Annotated in this window: 21 protein-coding genes; 9 read left to right on the top strand and 12 right to left on the bottom strand. The window is 66.2% G+C overall.

From position 1 onward, the window contains the following. The coding region (locus EG885_RS09760) for an FAD/NAD(P)-binding protein (protein ID WP_131574285.1) at positions 1–1,233 on the top strand (1,233 nt) is incomplete at its 5' end. A gap of 154 nt (positions 1,234–1,387) precedes the next feature. Here the strand turns inward: EG885_RS09760 and EG885_RS09755 are convergent. The 6 genes from EG885_RS09755 to EG885_RS09730 all read right to left on the bottom strand — a co-directional run bounded on the left by EG885_RS09755 (position 1,388) and on the right by EG885_RS09730 (position 7,509). Continuing rightward, positions 1,388–1,651, bottom strand: a complete 264-nt coding sequence (locus EG885_RS09755) for a DUF6522 family protein (RefSeq protein ID WP_131574284.1) — start codon at positions 1,649–1,651, stop codon at positions 1,388–1,390. A 340-nt stretch (positions 1,652–1,991) separates the two neighbouring features. Next, the gene (gene dctP, locus EG885_RS09750; protein ID WP_131574283.1) at positions 1,992–3,077 is read right to left on the bottom strand and encodes a TRAP transporter substrate-binding protein DctP; all 1,086 of its coding nucleotides are present in this window, start codon (positions 3,075–3,077) and stop codon (positions 1,992–1,994) included. Positions 3,078–3,109: 32 nt separating this feature from the next. Then, a complete protein-coding gene (locus tag EG885_RS09745; protein WP_207392253.1) occupies positions 3,110–4,432 on the bottom strand; it encodes a TRAP transporter large permease in 1,323 nt (440 codons plus the stop codon). Next, a complete protein-coding gene (locus EG885_RS09740) occupies positions 4,422–4,934 on the bottom strand; it encodes a TRAP transporter small permease subunit (protein WP_131574282.1) in 513 nt (170 codons plus the stop codon). The genes EG885_RS09745 and EG885_RS09740 overlap by 11 nt, the downstream gene beginning before the upstream one ends. Positions 4,935–5,036: 102 nt before the next feature. Further along, the gene (locus tag EG885_RS09735) at positions 5,037–5,807 is read right to left on the bottom strand and encodes an enoyl-CoA hydratase-related protein (protein WP_131574281.1); all 771 of its coding nucleotides are present in this window, start codon (positions 5,805–5,807) and stop codon (positions 5,037–5,039) included. Next, positions 5,800–7,509, bottom strand: a complete 1,710-nt coding sequence (locus tag EG885_RS09730) for an AMP-binding protein (protein ID WP_131574280.1) — start codon at positions 7,507–7,509, stop codon at positions 5,800–5,802. The genes EG885_RS09735 and EG885_RS09730 overlap by 8 nt, the downstream gene beginning before the upstream one ends. 137 nt (positions 7,510–7,646) lie before the next feature. Here EG885_RS09730 and EG885_RS09725 point away from each other — a divergent pair, with 137 nt between their 5' ends. Further along, complete coding sequence (locus tag EG885_RS09725) at positions 7,647–8,303, top strand: TetR/AcrR family transcriptional regulator (RefSeq protein ID WP_207392252.1); 657 nt, start codon at positions 7,647–7,649, stop codon at positions 8,301–8,303. A 168-nt stretch (positions 8,304–8,471) separates the two neighbouring features. On the opposite strand, the gene EG885_RS09720 is transcribed toward EG885_RS09725, so the two are convergent. Next, a complete protein-coding gene (locus EG885_RS09720; protein ID WP_131574278.1) occupies positions 8,472–9,296 on the bottom strand; it encodes an amidohydrolase family protein in 825 nt (274 codons plus the stop codon). A 102-nt stretch (positions 9,297–9,398) separates the two neighbouring features. Here EG885_RS09720 and EG885_RS09715 point away from each other — a divergent pair, with 102 nt between their 5' ends. Next, the gene (locus tag EG885_RS09715) at positions 9,399–10,325 is read left to right on the top strand and encodes an aldo/keto reductase (RefSeq protein ID WP_131574277.1); all 927 of its coding nucleotides are present in this window, start codon (positions 9,399–9,401) and stop codon (positions 10,323–10,325) included. Here the strand turns inward: EG885_RS09715 and EG885_RS09710 are convergent. Continuing rightward, positions 10,322–11,224 (bottom strand): GntR family transcriptional regulator, encoded by a 903-nt coding sequence (locus EG885_RS09710; protein ID WP_131574276.1) that lies wholly within the window; start codon positions 11,222–11,224, stop codon positions 10,322–10,324. The two genes, EG885_RS09715 and EG885_RS09710, sit on opposite strands and share 4 nt — an antisense overlap. A gap of 115 nt (positions 11,225–11,339) precedes the next feature. Between EG885_RS09710 and EG885_RS09705 the strand changes: the two genes are divergently transcribed. The 6 genes from EG885_RS09705 to EG885_RS09680 all read left to right on the top strand — a co-directional run bounded on the left by EG885_RS09705 (position 11,340) and on the right by EG885_RS09680 (position 17,376). Then, positions 11,340–12,365, top strand: a complete 1,026-nt coding sequence (locus EG885_RS09705) for an ABC transporter permease (RefSeq protein ID WP_242679596.1) — start codon at positions 11,340–11,342, stop codon at positions 12,363–12,365. Positions 12,366–12,399: 34 nt separating this feature from the next. After that, positions 12,400–13,338, top strand: coding sequence for an ABC transporter substrate-binding protein (locus EG885_RS09700; protein ID WP_131574275.1), 939 nt, complete (start codon positions 12,400–12,402; stop codon positions 13,336–13,338). Between the two features lie 50 nt (positions 13,339–13,388). Continuing rightward, positions 13,389–14,177: an ATP-binding cassette domain-containing protein gene (locus EG885_RS09695; protein WP_207392251.1), complete on the top strand. Its 789-nt coding sequence runs from the start codon at positions 13,389–13,391 to the stop codon at positions 14,175–14,177. Positions 14,178–14,307: 130 nt separating this feature from the next. Continuing rightward, the gene (locus EG885_RS09690; protein ID WP_131574292.1) at positions 14,308–15,774 is read left to right on the top strand and encodes a UxaA family hydrolase; all 1,467 of its coding nucleotides are present in this window, start codon (positions 14,308–14,310) and stop codon (positions 15,772–15,774) included. Between the two features lie 15 nt (positions 15,775–15,789). After that, on the top strand, positions 15,790–16,518 hold the full coding sequence (locus EG885_RS09685) for an SDR family oxidoreductase (protein ID WP_131574274.1): 729 nt from the start codon (positions 15,790–15,792) through the stop codon (positions 16,516–16,518). 15 nt (positions 16,519–16,533) lie between these two features. After that, entirely contained in the window at positions 16,534–17,376 is an 843-nt protein-coding gene (locus tag EG885_RS09680; protein WP_131574273.1) for a fumarylacetoacetate hydrolase family protein, read from the top strand. On the opposite strand, the gene EG885_RS09675 is transcribed toward EG885_RS09680, so the two are convergent. From EG885_RS09675 to EG885_RS09660, 4 genes are read right to left on the bottom strand one after another with little or no spacing between them, the layout of a single operon-like run. Next, positions 17,355–18,272, bottom strand: coding sequence for an SMP-30/gluconolactonase/LRE family protein (locus EG885_RS09675; RefSeq protein ID WP_131574272.1), 918 nt, complete (start codon positions 18,270–18,272; stop codon positions 17,355–17,357). The genes EG885_RS09680 and EG885_RS09675 overlap by 22 nt on opposite strands. Beyond that, positions 18,269–19,237, bottom strand: a complete 969-nt coding sequence (locus EG885_RS09670; protein ID WP_131574271.1) for an ABC transporter permease — start codon at positions 19,235–19,237, stop codon at positions 18,269–18,271. Before EG885_RS09670 ends, EG885_RS09675 begins: the two co-directional genes overlap by 4 nt. Further along, complete coding sequence (locus EG885_RS09665) at positions 19,234–20,151, bottom strand: ABC transporter permease (protein WP_131574270.1); 918 nt, start codon at positions 20,149–20,151, stop codon at positions 19,234–19,236. The genes EG885_RS09670 and EG885_RS09665 overlap by 4 nt, the downstream gene beginning before the upstream one ends. Next, positions 20,148–21,614 (bottom strand): ATP-binding cassette domain-containing protein, encoded by a 1,467-nt coding sequence (locus EG885_RS09660; protein ID WP_242679595.1) that lies wholly within the window; start codon positions 21,612–21,614, stop codon positions 20,148–20,150. The genes EG885_RS09665 and EG885_RS09660 overlap by 4 nt, the downstream gene beginning before the upstream one ends. Between the last annotated feature and the right edge of the window lie 7 nt (positions 21,615–21,621).

The following is a 21,621-nucleotide window of genomic DNA, read 5'->3' as shown; positions in this document are numbered from 1 at the left end:
GTGACCGTGATCGAGGGGCGCCACATGCTGGGCTGCGGCGTCGCCTATTCCACCGCCGATCCCGGCCATCTGCTGAACACCCGCGTTGCGAACATGAGCGCCTATCCCGACGACCCCGACCATTTCCGCCGCTGGCTGGCCGCGCGCGGGCATCAGGGGACGGGCGCCAGCTTTGTCAGCCGCGCGATCTATGGCCGCTATATGACCGACCTGCTGGCGCCCCTGTCGGCGGATGGGCGGTTGCATTGCCTGCGGGCCGAATGCGTACGGCTGCAGCCGACGCCATCGGGCGTTGCCGCCCACCTGCATGACGGGCGGATCATCACCGCCGACAGTGCGGTTCTGGCCACCGGCCACGCCCTGCCCGAACCCGACCCCGAGGGGCTGGTCACGGGCGCATGGGAGGGTGCCGCACCCCCGCCCCCGGCCGGGCGGGTGGTCATCATCGGATCCGGCCTGTCGATGGTCGATCAGGCGATCAGCCTGATCTCTCAGGGGCATCGCGGCGAAATCGTCGCCATCTCGCGCCGCGCGCAGTTGCCGCGCATCCATGCGGCGGGTCAGCCCCTGCCGGTTGCCTTCGCCGATGTGCCTCTGGGCGCCCCGGTCAGCGCCGTCATGGCATGGCTGCGCGGGCTGGTCACACAGGCCGAGGCGCAGGGCGGCACATGGCGCGACGCGGTGGACGGCATCCGACCGCACCTGTCGGCCCTGTGGCGCGCCATGCCCCCGCCCGAGCGGGCGCGTTTTCTGCGCCACGCCGCCCCCTGGTGGGAGGTGCATCGCCACCGCCTGCCCTCTGAAAGCGCCGCGCCGATCACGCTGGCGCTGAGGACCGGACGGATGCGCCAGCTGGCGGGCAGCTTTACCGGTGCCAGCCGCGACGGCGCGATCCTGCACGCCCATTGGCGACCACGCGGACAGGACGCGATCCTGTCGCTGGATGCCTCGCGCATCATCGATTGCCGGGGCATTCGCCGCGATCCCGAAGCTTGCGCCACGCCACTGGTCGCCGCTCTGCTGGCATCGGGGCATGCGCGGATCGACCCGCTGCGCCTTGGCCTGGACGTGGCACCCGATTGTGCCGTGATCGACGCAAGGGGCAATCCCAACCCCCGCCTGCGCGCCATCGGCCCGGCATCGCGTGCCGCTTTCTGGGAAATCACCGCCATCACCGATATCCGCGAACAGGCACAGGGGCTGGCGAAAGCGCTGACGCAGCAGTTCGCCTGAGGCTGGGTGAAAGCCGCACCGCGCCGAACCCTGTCCGGTCGCCTGTGTGTTGGGGCGGACGCCCTGCCCTGCGGGCACCGACCATGCCCTTTGAATCAAGGCCCGGGCAGATTTCGGGCTGCGCAACAAAGCGATCAGCCCATCGCCCCAGGGTTCATTCGGGCGTCGATCGCGTCAATTTCAGCCGTGCGGTCGTCAGCACGGTTCCATCCTGCGCGCAGGTCAGCCTGACGCGCCACAAGGGCGACTGAAAGGTCAGGCGCAGCTTGCCCGCATCATCTCCGGTGCCCCTTTCCACGCCTGTGCTGATGCCGCCGGACTGCATCAGCGCCTGAAACCCGATGACATCGAGATCCATCAAAGGGGCGATCTGCGCGGCATCGACAAGGGGGTTTCCGTCAGCAAATTCCACCTTCACGATTGGGTTGTCCCTTCTTTCGGCGTTCATGCCGGAACGCTGGCGCTTGGTCCCATCGACGGCACGCGGGGCCAAGGTCCGCGCCCCGCAACCCTTAGCGCAGAACAGGGCAGCAATGCGAGGCTGGCGGTGAAACGCGCCCGGTGCCTGCCCTGCGGTCGCGGGATGGCATATCCCGATGACAAGGCGGGCCTGCAGGATTCCCGACGGAACCCGGCAGACCCCAGAACGCCCGCATCATGGATCTGTCACGCCGGCTGATCACCATCCGAACTGCGATCATCGGCGCCGGCGTGACAGGGGCCTGTCGAACGCGCCGACAGGCACCAAGGCCGGCTGTCTATTCGGCACAGGCCTGAATCGTCGCCAGATCGGGACCGTTCGGGGTCCGTCCCAGGTTGAACGGGGCCGAGGCGTCGCGCCAGGTGGCATAGTCCTGCAGATAGCTCAGCTGGCTGGCATAGACCTTGGCCGAAAGCGGGTTCTCGCAGGCGACCTCTTCGATGGTCTCGTTGGCCAGCTGCTGCACCCGTTCAAGCGCGGCGTCGTCCAGACGCGTGATCTCGGTTCCGGCCTCCTGGAACTGGGCATAGGCCTCGGTCGCGCGCCGTTCGGTAAAAGACAGGCTCCACAGCATGGTGGCGTCGGCGGCGATCTGCAGGCGTTCCTGGGTTTCCTCGTCCAGCGCGTCCCACGATCCCTTATTGATCATCACCCCGAAGACCGAGGACGACTGGTGCCAGCCCGGCGTGGACCAAAAGTTGGTGACCTGCTGGAAGCCGCCCGAGAAATCGACATTGGGGGTGGAAAATTCGGCCCCGTCGATCACGCCGCGTTCGAGCGACTGATAGATTTCGCCACCCGCCATGCTGACCTGATTGCCGCCCAGCTTTTCCAGCAGCTTGCCCTGTTCCAGACCGGACAGGCGCAGCCGCAGCCCGGCCAGATCCTCCAGCGTGCGGATCGGCTGGCTGGTGGTGCGGAAACCGGATTCGTTGTTGGTCACGCCATAGGGCAGATAGACCATCCCGAATTTGCCATAGACCTCGTTATACAGCTCTGCGCCGCCCCATTCCTGAATCCAGTTCATGTAATCGACGGCGTTGAACAGGCTGGCCGTGGTCGAGAGGGGCGAGAACGCGCTATCGCGTCCGGCCCAGTATCCCGGCCAGTCCGCGCCCGCCTGAATGGTGCCGGATTCGACGGCACCAAAGACCTCTCCGGCGGGGACAAGACTGCCACCCTCATAGAATTCGATGGTCAGCTTGTCGTCATCGACCAGCTTGTTGGCCAGATCCACCCAGTGCTTGTCGATCTCGATCAGTTCCAGACTGGACGGCCAGGTCGAGGTCATCGTCCAGTTTTCCGACAAAGCCGGGCTGGCGGTGGCCATCGCAAGGGCGGCGGTGGTCAGCAGATGTTTCATGGGGTCTCCTCCTCGTGAAAAAAGCGGGCGGGTCAGCCGTACAGCGCCATCGGCAGCCAGGTGACCAAAGCAGGGAACAGGATCATCGCCCCGCACATCATCAGGATCATGACGATGAAGGGCAGCACGCCGACGATGATGTCGGTGATCGTGACATCCGGCGGGGCGATGGCGCGCATGTAGAACAGCGCATAGCCGAAGGGCGGCGACAGAAAGCTGGTCTGCAGCACGACGGCCATCAGCACGACGAACCACAGCGGATCGATCCCCATCTCTGCCACCAAGGGCAGAAAGATCGGAAAGGACAGCAGCACGATGCCGGTCCAGTCCAAGAACATGCCCAGGATGAACACCACCGCCAGCATCATGGCGATCAGCGTATAGGGATCATCGGCCAGCCCCCGGATCAGATCCTGACTGGCGCGCAGGCCTCCGGTGATGTTGAACACCCCGGTAAAGGCGGTGGCGCCCACGACGATGAACAGGATCATGGCGCTGGTGCGCCCGGTTTCCAGAAGCGCCGAATAGAAGGTCGCCCATTGAAAGCGACCGCGCCCGATCACGATCATCAGGGCCAGAAAAGCACCGATGGCACTGGCCTCGGTCGCGGTGGCGATGCCTGCCAGCAGCGATCCCAGAATGCCCAGGATCAGGATCAGGGGCGGCACGGCCTCGATCAGCAGCATCTTCCACATGGCGCTGCGGCTGATCTGGTCGGCCTCGGCGATCTTGGGGGCCCAATCCGGCTTCAGCCAGGCGATGAACACCACATAAAGCGCATACATGACCCCCAGCAGCAGCCCCGGCACCATGGCGCCCGCAAACAGCTGGCCCACGGACAGGCCCGGCGCATAGGACGCCATCAGGATCAGCATGATCGACGGCGGGATCAGGATGCCCAGACATCCCGAGGCCCCGATCAGACCCGTCGCCAGCCGTTTGTCATAGCCGTATTGCAGCATCGGGCGCAGCGCCATCATGCCCATCACGGTGATCGACGCCCCGATGATTCCGGTCGTCGCCGCCAGCAGGATCGAGATGAACACGACCGCCAGCCCCAATCCCCCGGTGACGCGCGCCATCAGGTGGCGCAGCGCCTCGAACATCCGGTCGGTCACGCCGCTGTCGGACAGAAACCGCGCCATCAGCACGAACAGCGGGATCGCGATCAGGACGTAATTGTCCAGCACGTCGCCAAAGATGCGGTTGATGACGATGCCCAGCACCATCGGCTTGCCCGCGATCAGCGCGCCCAGCACCGCCGTCCCCCCCAGCACGAAGGCCAGAGGGTGGCCCATGAACAGGCCCAGCAACAGCAGGCCCGACATGACAAGTGCGATCATTTCACCCGACATCATGGGGCTCCGGCTTGGGGGATCGGTTCAGGAACAGCTTCAGAACCTCGCTGACCCCCTGGATCAGCAGAAGGCAGGCGGCCAGAAACATCGCCATTTTCAGCGGATAGACCGGCAGCTGCACGGCGCCATAGGTCACCTCTCCCTGACGCCAAGAGGTCATGGCGAAGTCCCAGCTGCGGCGTGCAAAGACCCAGGCAAAGGGAAAGAAAAAGATCGCATAGCCTGCCAGTTCGACCCATTTGCGCAGGCCGGGGCCCATCCGCGCGGTCAGCAGATCGACACGCACATGGGCCTGATGGCGCAGCGCATACCCGCCCAGCATCACGAAATAGAACCCGTAAAGCTGCTTGGTCACGTCAAAGGCCCACCGGGTCGGCTGGCCCAGCACATAGCGCATGAAGACATCATAGATGATGATGCCCGCGAACAAGAGCGCCACCACCGACAAAATGCGGCCCACCAGTTCATTCAGGCCATCGATTACGGATATCACCGGCACTGCCTCTCTCCTCCCTTGACCCCGGGGCTTATGCTGCCCCGTCTTGTTTCTTGTGTCGGAAGCCTGCTCCACCAGACCCCCTGCCGTGTCGAATTCCGGCGATCAGCGGCCCTGCCATGTCGGGGGCCGTTTGTCGGCAAAGGCGCGCGCCCCCTCCTGCGCATCCCCGGACGCGACCACGTCCGCGAACAGCCTGTCGTTTTCAGCCCATAGCGCGGGTTCGGACGATGTCGCCGCCGCGCGCATCAGGGCAAGGGTCGCGGTTAGCGCCAAAGGGGCGTTTCGCCTGATCTCATCGGCCAGCGCCAGCGCCGCGTCGCGCGGGTCGCCGTCCCCCGTGCGGCGGCTGATCAGCCCAAGCGCGTCAGCCTCGTCCACGTCGATGGCGCGTCCGGTCATCAGGATCTCGGCGGCGCGGGCGGGCGGCACGCGGACGGCCAGTCGAAAGACGCCCCCTGCCCCGGCCATCAGACCGATCCGCGGCTCTGGCAGGCCGAAACGGGCGCCGGGCGCCGCGACGACCAGATCAGCGGCCAGAACCAGCTCGAACCCGCCGGCAAGCGCGGGGCCGCCCACGGCCGCGATCAGGGGTTTGGTGCGATGGCGCCGCACCAGCCCGCCGAACCCGCCCGGCCCGTTCAGGATCGCCTCGGCCTCGCCCGAGGCGAAGGCCCGCAGGTCCATGCCCGCGCAAAAGGCCGGACCATTGCCGCACAACACCGCGACGCGGATCCGGGCGTCATCTTCGACCCAGTCCATCGCCTCGCGCAGCGCGGTCGTCAGCGCGCCGTTCATCGCATTGCGCGCCCCGGGGCGGTTCAGCGTCAGGACGGCGATGCCGTCATGGTCTTGGCGCAGCAGAACCTCAGACATGGGCGGCACCGGCCTTGCGATGCGCCGGATCGCCATCCCGGGCAATCGTTTCGGCTCGTCTGCGCAGATCGGCCCGGATGATCTTGCCCGTCGTGGTCATCGGCATCTCGTCGATGACATGCACCGCGCGGGGATATTCATAGGCCGCCAGCCGGTCGCGGACATGATGCGCAATGCTTTCCGCCAGATCGGCACCGGGCGCATAGCCATGCGCCAGTGTGACGAAGGCCGCGACGATATGGCCGCGCAGCGGATCGGGTTGCCCCACGACCCCGGCCAGATGGACCGCCGGATGGGTCAGCAGGCAATCCTCGATCTCGGCAGGGCCGATGCGATAACCGGCTGACGAAATCACGTCATCATCGCGCCCGACAAAGGACAGCCGGCCATCGGGTTGGCGCATCCCGCGATCGCCCGTCAACAGCCAGCGGCCCTGCGGACCATCAATGAATTTTGCCGCCGTTGCTGCCGGATCGTTCCAATATCCCAGAAACATCACCGGATCGGGGGCCAGAACGGCAATCTCGCCCTCGACCCCAACGGGCAGCACGTCACCGCCGTCGCGATCGATCACCGCGACATGATGGCCGGGCGCGGGACGACCCATGACGCCCGGCGCGGGCGGCTCGATGGCCGAACAGCTGGACACCGTCATGTTGCATTCGGTCTGCCCATAGAATTCGTTGATCGTCGTGCCAAAGACCCGCTGTCCCCAAGCCAGCAGTTCCGTGCCCAAGGGCTCTCCTCCGCTGGCGACCGAGCGCAGATCAAGGTTCCAGCCCTCGGCCCCGGCCTCCAGCTTCATCAGCTTCAGCGCGGTCGGCGGCAGGAACGTGTTGCGGATGCCGTGATCGCGGATCAGATCAAAGGCCGCACGGGCCGTGAACTTGCGGAACCGGCAGGCGACGACCGTGACGCCGTGATACAGGCCCGGCATCAGCACATCCAGAAGCCCGCCGATCCACGCCCAATCCGCAGGCGTCCACAGCCGGTCGCCGGGCTGCGGCAGCAGATTGTGGCTGACCTCGACCCCCGGCAGATGACCCAGCAGCACCTGATGGCCATGAAGCGCGCCCTTGGGATTGCCCGTCGTCCCCGAGGTATAGATCAGGATCGCCGGATCCTCGGGCGCGGTATCGGCGGCGGGAAAGCTGTCGGGTTGCCCGGCAAGCGCGGCGTCATAATCAGCCACCACGAGGCCCGGAAACCGGGCCGCCGCGTCCCTGGGCAGAGTTTTACACAGGATCATGCGCAGATCGGGAAGATCCGCGATGATCGCCTGCACCACGTCCAGACTGGCGGCATCGGTGATCAGGGCGCTGGCCCCGGCATCGCGCAGCCGGTGGCGCAGCGCCTCGGGTCCGAACAGCGTGGACAGGGGCAGCGAGACGCAGCCCATCCGGGTCGCCGCGACATGCGCGGTGGCGGCCTCGAAGGATTGTTTCAGCAACACGCCCACCCGGGGACCGACCGCGTCGCCCTGAACCCGCACCCCGCCCTGCGCGATCAGCGCATGGGACAGCTGCGCCGCCCGGCGGCCCAGATCGCGATAGCTGTGGTCACAGGCCCGCCCATCCTCATCGATCTCGATGATCGCGATGCGGTCGGGATCCTGTTCGCGCCAGTGATCACAGACCGAAACGCCCAGATTGAACCGCTCCGGCACATGCCAGCGGAACCCTGAAAGCTGTTCAGGCGTCATCGCGCGTCCCTGCAAGGCGGGCTCTCTCCCCTAACCGAAGTCAGCGCCCCCCGCGCCGATCACTCGATCGCTGAATGCTAGACAGGGCCCGTGAACCTGTCAATAATCCCCGTCAGTTTCACAAGGAGAATGCCGGTTTGCGAACGATTGATCGGAAGGCCGCGCCACGACCGACAGAGGGGCAGAACCGTCAGGACACGCTGTCGCTGATCCGCACGGCGGGTCTGGATCTGATCTATGAGCGTGGCTACGAAGGTGTGGGGCTGCGCCTGCTGGCCGCCAGGGCGGGCATCGGTCAAAGCACGCTCTATGGCCATTATGCCAACAAGCAGGACGTGCTGGTCGATCTGATCTGCCTGCATATGGAGGAATTGCTGTCTTGCATGGACAAGGCCGTTCCCGCAGGCGCCGCACCCTTCGACCGCTTCCTGATTTTCGTGCGGTTCCATCTGACCTATCACATGCGCCGCCGGCGCGAGGTCTTCATCTGCTATTCCGAACTGCGCAGTCTGGAACCTGACAACCATGCCCGCGTGACGGGCCTTCGCCGCCGATACGAACATGCGCTGATCGGCATCATCCGGGACGGGATGGCGGCAGGTGTGATGCGCCGCGCCGATCCGCGCGTCGCCGCCTATGCCATTCTGGCGATGCTGTCCGGCGTGACGCCGTGGTTCGATCCCAAAGGCCCGCTTTCCGAAGAGGCGGTTTGCAAGGAATACATCCGCCTTGCCGTCGCGGCGGTGGTCGATCCCGTCGAGGCGGCCCTGACCGGACGCGGCGCCGATCATTGAGGCGTCCCCGCCCCGTTTTCACACCCCGGACCGGAAGCCCTGCGGTCTGCCTGTCAAACCCCTGCCCCTCGGCCTGACCCGCCATCGAATGTCATTCCCGGCAGGGTCGATGGGGTGACACTTGCCCCGAACGATGCCATCCCGGCATCGGTCGCCCGTGGTGCCGATTTACGTCAATCCATAGAACCTGGCAGCCGACAGCCCGAAGATGCGGTCGCGATCGGCGGCGGTCAGGGCGGCGGTCAGGTCTTGTGCCGTCCTCAGCCATTCAGGATAAGCGCCGACAATCTCCAGCACCGGCCAGTCGCTGCCCCACATCAGCCGCTCTGCACCGAACACCGCCAGAACGTGATCGAAGACCGGTTGCAGGTGGCTTGTGGACCAGCCGGGACCGAATTCGCTGACCAGCCCCGACAGCTTGCAGAACACCTGCGGATGGGCGGCCAGTGCGGTCATGCCCCGGCGCCAGTCCTCGCCGGGATCTGCGCCGGCGAAGGCCGGCTTGGCGCAGTGGTCGACGACGATCGGCAGCAGGGGCAGCCGTCGGGCCAGTTCATCGATCACAGGCAGGTGGCGGGGGGTGATCAATGCGTCCATTCGCAATCCGGCAGCCGCCACCTTGCGCAATCCGTCGATCACCGCATCCTGCAGGATCCAGGTCACATCGTCGATGTCCTGCAGCATCGGGCGGATGCCGCGCAGCGCCGGATGGGCGATGGACGACAACTGAGCCTCCACATCTGTGGTCAGGTCGATCCACCCGACGACAGCGCGCACCAAGGGCGTCCGCTTGGCCAGATCAAGCAGGAACAGCGTCTCGGCCAGGGTGGGGGCGGCCTGCACCAGCACCGTGCCAGTGACCCCCGCCGCTTGGGCCAGCGAATGAAGGTCGGCGGGCAGGATGTCGCGCCGGATCGCCGCGACCTCATCCGTCATCCATCCGTAATCACCGCGCGAGATCTGCCAGAAATGCTGATGGCTGTCGATGATCACAGGAAGGCCCTTGTCGCATTTTGTACGAAATCATAATAAACCGTATGAAGGTGATGGCCTTGTGTCAACGCCTCGGAACACGCGCAGACAGGGAGAAGCGGGATGCAGACCAACAGGATCGGACGGACCAATGTGCAGGTCACCGGCATCGCCTTTGGCTGTGCCAGCATCGGCAATCTGTATCGCGAGGTTCCCGAAGACAGCGCACAGCAGGTGCTGCAGGCAGCGTGGGATGCGGGCATCCGCTATTTCGACACCGCCCCCCATTACGGGCGCGGACTGTCGGAACAGCGCTTGGGCCGGTTTCTGGCCGGGCGTCAGGGCTATGTGCTGTCCACAAAGGTCGGTCGCGTGCTGTCGCCGGCTGCCGCGCCGGTCCTTGAGGCCGACGGCTATGTCCGGCCCGCGCAGAACGATGTCCGTTATGATTATTCCGGCGACGGGATCGAGGAAAGCCTTGAGCAGAGCCTTGAACGGCTTGGCGTCGGGCATGTCGATATCCTGTATGTCCACGATCTGGGCGCCTATACGCATGGCGCAGACAATGACCGCCATATGCAGGCCTTTCTGGGATCGGGATACGATCGGCTGGTCAGATTGAAGGCGGCGGGGCGGATCGGCGCCTTTGGACTGGGCGTCAACGAGACCCAGATCTGCCTGACGGTGATGGATCACGGCCCGCTGGATGCGATCCTGCTGGCGGGGCGGCTGACCCTGCTGGACCGCTCGGCGGAAGAGGTGCTGGTGCCCCGCTGCCGCGCGGCGGGGACGTCCCTGGTGCTGGGCGGGATCTTCAATTCCGGCATTCTGGCGACCGGCCCCATCAAGGGGGCGACCTATGATTACGGCCCCGCTCCGCAGGATGTGCTGGACCGTGTCGCCGAATTGCAGGCAGAGGCCGAGGCCGGGGGTATGGCGCTGGCCACCGCGGCGCTGCATTTCGCCCGCGACCACCCTGCTGCGGCATCTGTCCTGCTGGGCACCGCCAATCCGGCCACCCTGCAGCGCAATCTGGTGGCGCTGCGCTAACCCAGATCGTGGTGGCGCAGCGATGACAGCAGCGTCGATTTGGACGTGCGCAGATGCCGCCGCGCGGCCTCGGCGGCGCGACCGGCATCGCGGGCCTCCAGCGCGTCGATGATCGCCAGATGTTCCTGAATGGCGGCGCGGTTGCGGCTCTTTTCCTCGGTCTTGTCCCACATGTAATGATAGTGAAAGATCAATGAGATGACCTTTTGCGATTCGGCCACAAAGCGGTTGCGCACGACGGAATTCAGCGCCTCGTGAAAGGCCTCGTCCAGCTTGGGGAATTCGTGGAAATCCGTCTCGATCCGCTCGGCCAGCGCCAGATGCGCGGCCCTCAGGGCGGACAGCCGCTGCCAGACGGGGTGATCGACCGGCGCCTCGGCCAGTTTGGCGATGGCGTCCAGTTCCAGCACCAGCCGGAAATCGGACAGCTCGATGGCGAAATCCTTGGTAAAGCCGCGCAGCATCCAGCCGCCCCGGGGGCGCCGCGCGACCAGACCGAACCGGCTGAGGCCTGCCAGAAATTCCTTGAGGTCATGCTGCGCCACGCCGAAATTGCGCGACAGTTCGGCCACGGACAGGGCGGTGTCGGCAGGCACGTCGAATCGCAGCACCCAGTCCAGAAACCGCTGTTCCAGCTGATCGCGCCCATTGTCGCCCCCGTCCAGCGCCAGCCGGTCGCCCGGATCGGGCAGGCGCATCAGATGCTTGTCACGCCCCTGCCAGACGATGATGCCCAGATCCACCAGCCGCGTCAGACAGCGGCGCACCACGGTGCGGCTGACGCCCGCCAGTTCCGCCAGCACCTGTTCGGACGGCAGGGCCGCCCCGGGGCCAAGGGTCGCGCAGGCATCCAGCAGCCGGTTATGGGCCTGACGATAACGGATGTCGTTGCGTGCCATCGGCCTGCCCTGTGACGAGGTCTGTATTTGTCCTAAATTATTAAAAACCGTTGACAGGTGCAAGCCCGCTGCACATGCTGGGCGAGCAAGTGACACCATCGGTCGGGGAGGAACGATGACGGACGCAAGCAAGCCTTGGGCCAATGGCAAGGAACGCAGGCTGATGATCGCCCGCGATCAGCTGCACCGCGCATCCGCCTTGCTGACGCTGATCTTGCTGATCATGGGATTCGCCATGGCCAGCCCGTCATTCCTGTCGGTCAATAACGGGCTGACGGTGCTGTTGCAGACCTCGGTCATCGGGCTGCTGGGGATCGGGTTGACCATGGTCATCATCACCGGCGGGATCGATCTGTCGGTCGGATCGGTGCTGGCCCTGTCGGGGGTGGTGTCGGCGATGGCGGTCAAGGCCGGGCTGCCGGTCGTGCCCGCGATGTGCATGGGCGTTCTGGCCGGGGCGGCCTGCGGGGCCTTCAACGGTTTCGTCATCACCCGGCTGCGCATCCCGCCTTTCGTGGCGACGCTTGGGATGATGCTGATCGCGCGCGGCTTGGCGCTGCAACTGACCGGGGCGACGCCGATTTCGCAACTGGGTGCAGGCTTTGGCCGGCTTGGCAATGGCGCGCTGTTCCGCGTGGTCGAGATGCAGCCGAACGGCTTTCCCCGCGTGATCTTTCCCGGCATTCCCTATCCGGCGATCCTGCTGCTGATCGTGGCCATCGCCGCGACCTATCTGCTGCGCCGCCGCCAGATCGGGCGCCACATCTATGCCACCGGATCGAACGAGGAAGCCGCGCGGCTGTCGGGCGTCAAGGTCGACTGGACCAAGATGTATGCCTATACCATGTCCGGCGCGCTGGCGGGGCTGGCGGGCAACGTGCTGATGTCGCGTCTTGTCACCGCCCAGCCAAGCGAGGGGGTGATGTATGAACTGGACGCCATCGCGGCGGCGGTGATCGGGGGGGCGTCGCTGTCGGGCGGCGTGGGCACCATCGCGGGCACGATGATCGGCGCCTTCATCATCGGCATCCTCAGGAACGGTCTGAACATGTCGGGCGTCTCGGCCTTCATCCAGCAGATCGTCATCGGATTGGTCGTGATCGGCGCCGTCTGGATCGATCAGGTCCGCAACCGCCGCTAGGCCAGACACCATCATCATCGGAGGAGGAAACCAGATGACCCTGCTGAAGACATGCCTTGCCGTATCGGCCCTGGCCGTGACCGCAGCCACCGCACAAGCCGGAGAGATCGCGGTGATCGTCAAGACGACCAACTCGAATTTCTGGCAGAACGTCAATCTGGGCGCACAGGCCGCGATCGAGGGGCAATCCGAACACACGCTCAGCTTCGACGGTCCAACCGCCGAAAGCGCCGTGGCCGATCAGGTCAATCTGGTCGAAAACGCCATCAATCGCGGCGTCGCCGCGATTGTGCTGGCGCCATCGGACCCCGAGGCGCTGATCCCCGTCGTGCGGCGCGCCTACGAATCCGGTATTCCGGTCGTCATCATCGACAGCACGCTTGGCGAGGGTGCGGAGGGCGCGTTCCAGTCCTTCCTGTCCACCGACAATTGCGCGGCGGGCGAACAGGTGGCGCAGCGGATGATCGATGAGGCCGGGACGACGGGCAAGGTCGGCATCATGTCCTATGTCGCGGGTGTGGGGTCCGAAATCGGACGGGTGGGCTGTTTCACCGACTATTTGGCCGCCAATTCCGAACTGGAAATCGTGGGCCCGCTGTATTCGCAAAGCCAGATGGCCAATGCGCTGAACCAGACCACCGACATGCTGGCCTCGAACCCCGATCTGGTGGGGATCTTCGGCGCCAATGAACCCACCGCCGTGGGCATGGGCCGCGCCATCATGCAGGCGGGCCGCGCGGGCGAACTGGTCGCGCTTGGCTTTGACGGCAACGAGGATCTGCAGCAGTTCGTGCGCGATGGCGTGCTGACCGCCACCGCCGTTCAGGGATCCTTCGCGATGGGAGAGCTGGGCGTCCAGACAGTCATGGCCGTGCTGGCGGGCGACACGGTCGAGCCGTTCATCAATACCGGGGTGGTGATGGTCGATCAGACCAATATCGATTCCGACGAGGCGCAGAACGTCCTCTACTGAACCGGGCGGGGCCACGGGCCCCTCCCCTTTTGCCGCGAAAGGAGGCCGGGATGGCACAGCCGCTGGTCGAGATGATCGACATCGAAAAGCATTTCGGGGGCGTGCGCGCCGTCGATCACGTCTCGGTCAGCCTGTATCCGGGCGAGGTCTTGGGGCTGCTGGGCCATAACGGCGCGGGCAAATCCTGCCTGATGCGCATCCTGTCGGGCGCGATGGCCCCCAGCAGCGGAGAGATCCGCGTGAACGGCCAGCCGGTCAGCTTTTCCGAACCCAACGACGCCCGCGCCAAGGGGATCGAGACGATCTATCAGACGCTGGCGCTGGCCGATCATCTGGACGCGCCCGCCAACCTGTTCCTGGGCCGGGAACTGAAGACCCGCTTTGGCAATCTGGACGACAGCGCCATGCTGCGCGCCGCGCGCGAGGTGCTGGCCCGGCTGAACCCCAATTTCAATAACCTCCGCGATCCCGTCTCCAGCCTGTCGGGGGGACAGCGGCAGGTGATCGCCATCGCGCGGGCGATCTATTTCGACACCCGCGTGCTGATCATGGACGAACCGACCGCCGCCCTTGGGCCATCCGAGACGGCCATGGTCGCCGGTCTGATCCGGCAATTGCAGGCCGACGGGATCGGCATCTTTCTGGTCAGCCACGATCTGCACGACGTCTTCGATCTGTGCGACCGGGTGGTGGTCATGAACAAGGGCCGCGTCGTCGGTGCCCATCCCATCGACGAGATCACCAAGGACGACGCGCTGAGCCTGATCGTCAAGGGCGCCCTGCCCGACGCATGGCGCGCGCGCCGCCCCGAAGGTGCGGCCCCCGAGGTCGTGACATGACCCAACCATCGACAGCCCCGGCAGCGTACCTGCGCCGCCAGCCATCCAGACGCGTGGTGACCCTGTGACAGACATTCCTGCAACCTCTGCGACCCCGACGGCCCTGCGGCTGCATCCGCGCGACAATATCATGGTGGCGCTGACCGCCCTGCCGCCCGGCGCGCCGCTGGACGGGGGCGTGACGGCGTCCGAGGCCATCCCCGCGGGCCACAAGGTCGCCATCCGCGCCATCGCCGCGGGCGATCCGGTGCTGAAATACGGCCAGATCATCGGCGTGGCGACGACGGCCATTCCGGTCGGCGCGCATGTGCATGTCCAGAACCTTGGCATGGGCGCGCATCGGCAGGATTACGGCTTTGGCCAGTCGGTCGAACCGCTGCCCGCGCCCGGCCCCCCGGCCAGCTTTCGCGGGTTTCACCGCCCCTCGGGCCGGGTGGGGACGCGCAATTACATCGGCATCCTCACCTCGGTGAACTGCGCAGGCTCGGTCGCGCGGTTCATCGCCGAAGAGGTCGAACGGCAGGGCTGGCTGCGCGATTATCCCAACGTCGACGGCATCGTGCCGATCGTGCATGGCACCGGCTGCGGCATGTCCGGCAAGGGCGAGGGATACGAGACACTGTTCCGCACCATCGCGGGCTATGGTCACAACCCCAATTTCGGGGCCATCCTGATGGTGGGACTGGGCTGCGAGGTCATGCAGATTTCCGACCTGATCGACCGGCAGGTGCTGAAGGACAGCGCGCGGTTCCGCTATATGACCATCCAGCAGACCGGCGGCACGCGGGCGACCGTGGACAAGGGCGTCGCCCTGCTGCGCGATCTGGCGGTCGAGACGGATCGCGCCACGCGCCAGCCGGCCCCTGCGGGCAAGCTGGTTCTGGGGATGCAATGCGGCGGATCGGACGGCTATTCCGGGATCACCGCGAATCCGGCGCTTGGCGTGGCATCCGATCTGCTGGTCGGACAGGGGGGCATCTCGATCCTGTCGGAAACATCCGAGATCTATGGCGCGGAACATCTGCTGACCCGCCGCGCGGATGAGGCGACGGGCCGCAAGCTGATCGATCTGATCGACTGGTGGGAGGATTACACCGCCCGCAATTTCGGCGAGATGGACAACAACCCCTCGCCCGGCAACAAGCGCGGCGGGCTGACCACGATCCTGGAAAAAAGTCTGGGCGCCGTGGCCAAGGGCGGCGCGGCGCCGCTGTCCGAGGTTTACAAATACGCCGAACCCATCGACCGGCCCGGTTTCGTGTTCATGGACAGCCCCGGCTATGATCCCTGTTCGGTCACGGGCCAGATCGCCTCGGGTGCCAATCTGATCGCCTTTACCACAGGGCGGGGCAGCGTGTCGGGATACCGGCCCGTCCCCTGCATCAAGATCGCCTCGAACCCCGATCTGTGGCGGCGGATGCAGCCCGATATGGATGTCGATTGCGGCGCGATCCTGTCGGGCGTCACCCTGCCCGAAAAAGGCGCCGAGATTTTTGATCTGATGCTGCGCGTCGCCTCGGGCGAAGAGACGAAAAGCGAAGAGCAGGGCTTTGGCGCGGTCGAATTCGTGCCCTGGCAGATCGGCGCGGTGATGTAGGTGAAGGAACCCCTGATGACGACGACAAGCCTTGCGGGACAGCGCGTCCTGATCACCGCCGCGGCCCAGGGCATCGGCCGTGCCACCGCGCTGGCCTTTGCGAATGCGGGGGCCGAGGTGATCGCCACCGATATCAATGATGCCGGTCTGGCGGGGCTGGACGGCTGCCGCATCGCGCGGCTGGATGTTCTAGACGCGGCTGCGGTCACCGATTTCTGCGCCGGGCTGGGGCCGGTCGATGTGCTGTTCAACTGCGCCGGCGTGGTGCATGCGGGCAGCATTCTGGACATGCCCGACAGTGATCTGGATTTCGCCTTCGATCTGAACGTGCGGGCGATGGTGCGGATGATCCGCGCGGTTCTGCCCGGCATGATCGAGCGGGGACAGGGGGCGATCATCAACATGTCCTCGGTCGCGTCCTCGGTCAAAGGCGTGCCGAACCGCTTCGCCTATTCCACCACCAAGGCTGCTGTGCTGGGCCTGACGAAATCGGTCGCGGTGGATTATGTGGGCGTGGGTATCCGCTGCAATGCGATCTGTCCGGGGACGGTGCAGTCGCCCTCGCTGGATCAGCGGCTGGCGGCGACCGGCGATGCGGATGCCGCGCGCGCGGCCTTTGTGGCGCGCCAGCCGATGGGCCGGATCGCGCAGGCCGACGAAATCGCCGCGCTGGCCGTCTATCTGGCCGGGGCGACCTATACCACCGGACAAGCCGTCTGTATCGATGGCGGCTGGACCATCTGAGTTGAGGAAGACGACATGAAACTTGTTCGCTATGGCGCACCGGGGGCCGAAAAGCCCGGCCTGATCCATGCCGATGGCAGCATCCGCGATCTGTCCGCGCATCTGCCCGATCTGTCGGGCGCGGCGCTGCATCCTGATGCGCTGGCGCGTCTGGCAGCGCTGGATATGGACGCGCTGCGCGTCGTGTGGGGCGACCCGCGCCTCGGGCCCCCCGTGGCAGGCACCGGCAAGTTCATCTGCATCGGCCTGAACTATGCCGATCACGCCGCCGAATCCGGCATGGATGTCCCGCCCGAGCCGGTGATCTTCATGAAAGCCACCAGCGCCATCTGCGGCCCCCATGATCCGATCGTGATCCCGCGCGGCAGCGAAAAGACCGATTGGGAGGTCGAGCTGGCCGTCATCATCGGAAAGCCCGCCAAATATGTGACCGAGGCCGAGGCGATGTCGCATGTCGCGGGTTTTGCGGTCACCAATGACGTCTCCGAGCGGGCCTTTCAGACCGAGCGTTCGGGCCAATGGACCAAGGGCAAGTCCTGCGACAATTTTGGCCAGATCGGCCCCTGGCTGGTGACCCCGGACGAGGTGGCGGACCCGCAGGATCTGGGGATGTGGCTGACGGTGAATGGCGACAAGATGCAGGACGGGTCGACCCGGACGATGGTCTATCAGGTGCCCTTCCTGATCCATTACCTCAGCCAGTTCATGACCTTGCATCCGGGCGACGTGATCTCGACCGGGACGCCGCCGGGTGTGGGCATGGGCATGAAACCGCAGCGTTTCCTGAAGGCAGGCGATGTGGTCGAGCTGGGCATCGACGGGCTAGGCCAGCAGCGTCAGGATGTGATCGCGGACTGACCCGGTTCCCGGGCATTCACGGCCAGCATATAGACGCTGGTCGTCGCCGCGACGAACAGGCGGTTGCCGCGCGGGCCGCCGAAACACAGGTTGGCCGTGACCTCGGGGATCAGGATCTTGCCCAAAAGGGTGCCGTCGGGGGCAAAGACATGCACCCCGTCGGCAGCCGACGACCAAAGATTGCCCGCCGCATCGCAACGGATGCCGTCCGGCAGCCCCGCATCGATCCGCGCAAAGTCCCGCCCGCCGCTCAGCCCGTCGCCGGTCACGTCATAGACCCGGATCACCGCAGGCACGCCCGGATCGTGGCTGATCCCGGATTCGGCAATATAGAGCAACCGCGCGCCGGGCGAAAAGCACAGCCCGTTCGGCTGTCGGAAATCGCGGCAGACGATGCGCGGGGCGCCCCCGCCTGCCGGGATGCGCCAGACGAAACTGCCGGGCTGTTCGGGATCCGCGCGATAGCCCTCCAGATCGGACAGGATCCCATAGGTCGGATCAGTGAACCAGACGGACCCGTCGGCATGCACCACCACATCATTGGGCGAATTCAGCCGCAGCCCCTCGCCCCTGTCGGCCAGCACGGTGACGCGTCCGTCATGTCCGGTGCGCGTCACGGACCGTGTGCCGTGATGGCAGGTGACAAGACGGCCCTGCGCATCGCGGGTGTTGCCATTGCTGTAATCGGACTGGCCGCGAAACACCGACAGCCCGCCATCGGGCGTCCAGCGCATCATCCGCTGCGCCGGAATGTCGGAAAACAGCAGCATCTGCGACGCGGGGAACCAGACCGGCCCCTCGGCCCATTCCAGACCGCTGGCAATGCGGACCAGCTGGGCATTCGGATGGATCAGGTCGCGAAAGCGCGGATCGCGCGTGTCATACAATGTGGTCATGTCCGGCCTTTTCCCCGACTGGCGACAGCGACGATGGCGATGATGATCACCCCGGTCAGCAGCAGGCGCACCCCTGCCCCGAAACCATAGGAATTCAGCATCGACACGATCAGATACATGAACAGCGCCCCCGCCCAGATGCCCGGCACGTTCGAATTGCCGCCCGCGATGGACGACCCGCCGATGACGGTGACGGCGATGGACATCAGCAGGAACTCGGCCCCCATGTTCAGCGCGGCACCGCCCGAAAAGCAGGCCAGCAGAAAGCCGGTCAGCGATGCCATCACCGCGCATAGCACATAGGTCTGCGCGCGGGTGCGGTCCACGGGCACGCCCGCCAGCCGCGCCGCGCGGTCGTTCTGGCCGATGGCCATGACGCGCCGCCCATAGGCCGAGCGTTCAAGGATCACCCAGAACACCACCGCCGCCGCCAGCGCCAGCCACGCCATGTTGGGAACGCCCAGCACGGCGCGCCCGGTGGTGAAATCGGCCAGCGCCTGCGGCGGTTTCACCCGGATGCCCCGGTTCGACCAAATCGCCAGCGACTGATACAGAAAGCTGGCGGCCAGCGTGGCGATGATCGGGGGGATGCGCAGCAGGCGGATCAGCGCGAAATTGGCAATCCCCGCCCCGGCGCCGACCGCCAGCGCGACCAGCAGACCGGATGCGATGACAAGGGTCGTGCCGCCCTGCATCGTGCCCATCAGCTTCAGCGACAGGGTGGCGGCCAGAGTGATCGTCGCGGGGATGGACAGGTCGATATTGCCCGGCCCCATCGTGATGACCATCATCTGCCCCAGCCCCGCCAGCACCGAAAAGCTGCCGAATGTCAGGGCCGCCACGGCCAGCGCGGCTGCCCCGCCACCCCCGCCGGAACTGAGCGACCATGTCGCCGCGAAGGCCGCCGCCGCCGCGACCCATGCCCAGAACCACGGGCGGCGCCAGATATCATAAGACAGGGTCATGCGCGGACCTCTTTCTTGCGAACCACAAGGCGTGCGGCCAGAACAAGGATCAGGATCGCCCCCTGCGCGCCGATCTGCCAGTCGGGGGACAGGCGCAGAAAGGACAGGAAGCTGCCCGCCAGGGTCAGGGTCAGCGCGCCCACGACCGCGCCCACGGCCGACACCCGACCGCCCGAGAACTCTCCGCCGCCCAGGATCACCCCGGCGATGGACAACAGCGTATAGCGCAGCGCGATATTGGCATCGCCCGCCGTGGTCAGCCCGACCAGCGCCATCCCCGCGGCCACCGCAAAAACCCCCGCCAGCGCATAGGCCATTGCCCGCATGGCCACGGGTGAGCGGCCCGAGCGGACCACCGCCCGCGCATTGCCGCCAAGCGCGCGCAGCCGCACCCCAAGGGCCGATCGCATCACCACCAGATGCGCGATGACCGAGATCAGCACGCTGGCCACGATCGCCATCGGCACGCCGGGGGGGCGCGATTTCATGATCGCCACCAGCCATTCCGGCGCGGTCCCGCCCGGCGTGGGCAGGATCAGGACGGCAAGCCCGCTCCAGACAAAGGACATGCCAAGGGTGACAACGATGGCGGGCAGCTGGCGCGCCTCGATCAGGGCGCCCAGCAGGGCATAGATCGCCACGCCGCCCGCCAGCATCGCCCAGCCCAGGGCCGGATCCTGCGGCATGATCGCGGCGGTCACGCAGGCGGCGGCGCTGACGAAGGCGCCGATGGACAGATCGATATCGCCGACCATGATGATGATCATCTGCGCCACCGTGGCCAGCGCGATGGGCACCGCCAGGTTGAACAGCAGGTTCACGCCCATATAGCTCATGGCGCGGGGCTGCAGCCAGAAGACGGCAGCGGTCAGGATGGCCAGCGACAGGACCGGCAGCAACAGACGGATGTTCATGACGCGGCCTCTTCCCCGAATTCGAACGAGGCCGACAGGATGGCATCTTCGGTCGCATCCCCGCGTTCCAGCACGGCCGAGATCGCCCCGTCGCGGAACACGCAGACCCGGTCGCACAGGCGGATCTCGTCCATCTCGGTGGAATACCACAGGAAGATGCGGCCGCGTTCGGCCTCGGCGCGGATCATGGCATAGACCTCGGATTTGGTGCCGACATCGACGCCGCGCATCGGATCGTCCATGATCACCACGGGCGCATCGGTCGACAGCGCGCGGGCGAACAAAACCTTTTGCTGATTGCCGCCCGACAGCGACAGGATCGGATTGGACAGATCATCGGTGCGGATCGCGATGCGGCGCTGCCAATCCCCGGCCCGGGCGCGTTCCGCGCCCCGGTCCACGAGGCCGAACCGCGTCAGCGCGGCAAGCCCGGCCAGCGACAGGTTGCGGGTGATCGACCACAAGGGCATCACCCCGTCGCTGACCCGGTCGCCCGCCACGAAGACGGCCTGCGGATCGCGCCGCGCACGCCAGTCCGAGCTTTGGGACAGATAGAACCGGGCCAGCGCCTCGGCCTGACCGTGACCGGCCAGACCGGCCAGGCCCACGACCTCGCCCGGGGCGGCGGTGATCCCCTCGGGGGTGCGGATGGCGGTGGTGCGAAACTGCAGGGTGGTCGGCGTGGCGCGGGCATCGGTCTGCGTCGCCTCGGGCGCGACATGACCCATCGCATCGACAAGGCCCTGCCGGGTAAAGCTGTCGGCGGGCCGGTCCAGAATGATGCGCCCGTCCTTCATCACCGCGATCCGGCTGGCGACCTGAAAGATCTCCCCCAGCATGTGCGAGATCAGGATGACCGCGCCGCCACCGTCGCAAAAGCGGCGGACATGGTCCATCAGCTGTCTGGCAATCGCCGCATCCAGCGAGGATGTCGGCTCGTCCAGCACCACAAGCCGCGCGGGCGTGGCGCCTTGGGCGAAACCGATGGCAATCTCGACCATCTGGCGTTCGGCAAGGGTCAGGGACGAGACCGTCATGTCCGGACCGATCCTGTGGCCGGGAAAGATGCTGTCCAGCGCGGCGCGCATCCGTGCGCGCGCCACGCCGCGCCAGCCCCATCCCGTCAGATCGCGCTGCGCGACATGCAGGTTCTCGGCCACGGTCAGGTTCGGGCACAACGTCCCTTCCTGCGAGATCGCGCGCACCCCTGCCCCGTCGGCCCCAGATTCGGTCCCGCGTCCCGCGCCATATTCGACCGTGCCGCCGCTGGCGGTCAGCGCGCCGGTGACAAGGTTCACCAGCGTCGATTTGCCTGCGCCGTTATGGCCGACCAGACCGATGCATTCGCCCGCCAGAACCGACAGGCTGGTCGCATTCAGCGCCCGGACCGGGCCAAAGGACTTGTGCGCATCGGTCAGCCGGACGACGGGCGCCGGATCCTGTCCGGCACGCGTCTTGTCCAAGGGAGGG

The sequence above is a fragment of the Paracoccus nototheniae genome (assembly GCF_004335005.1).
Lineage (GTDB): Bacteria > Pseudomonadota > Alphaproteobacteria > Rhodobacterales > Rhodobacteraceae > Paracoccus > Paracoccus nototheniae.
This window is presented reverse-complemented; position numbering and strand designations above follow the sequence as displayed.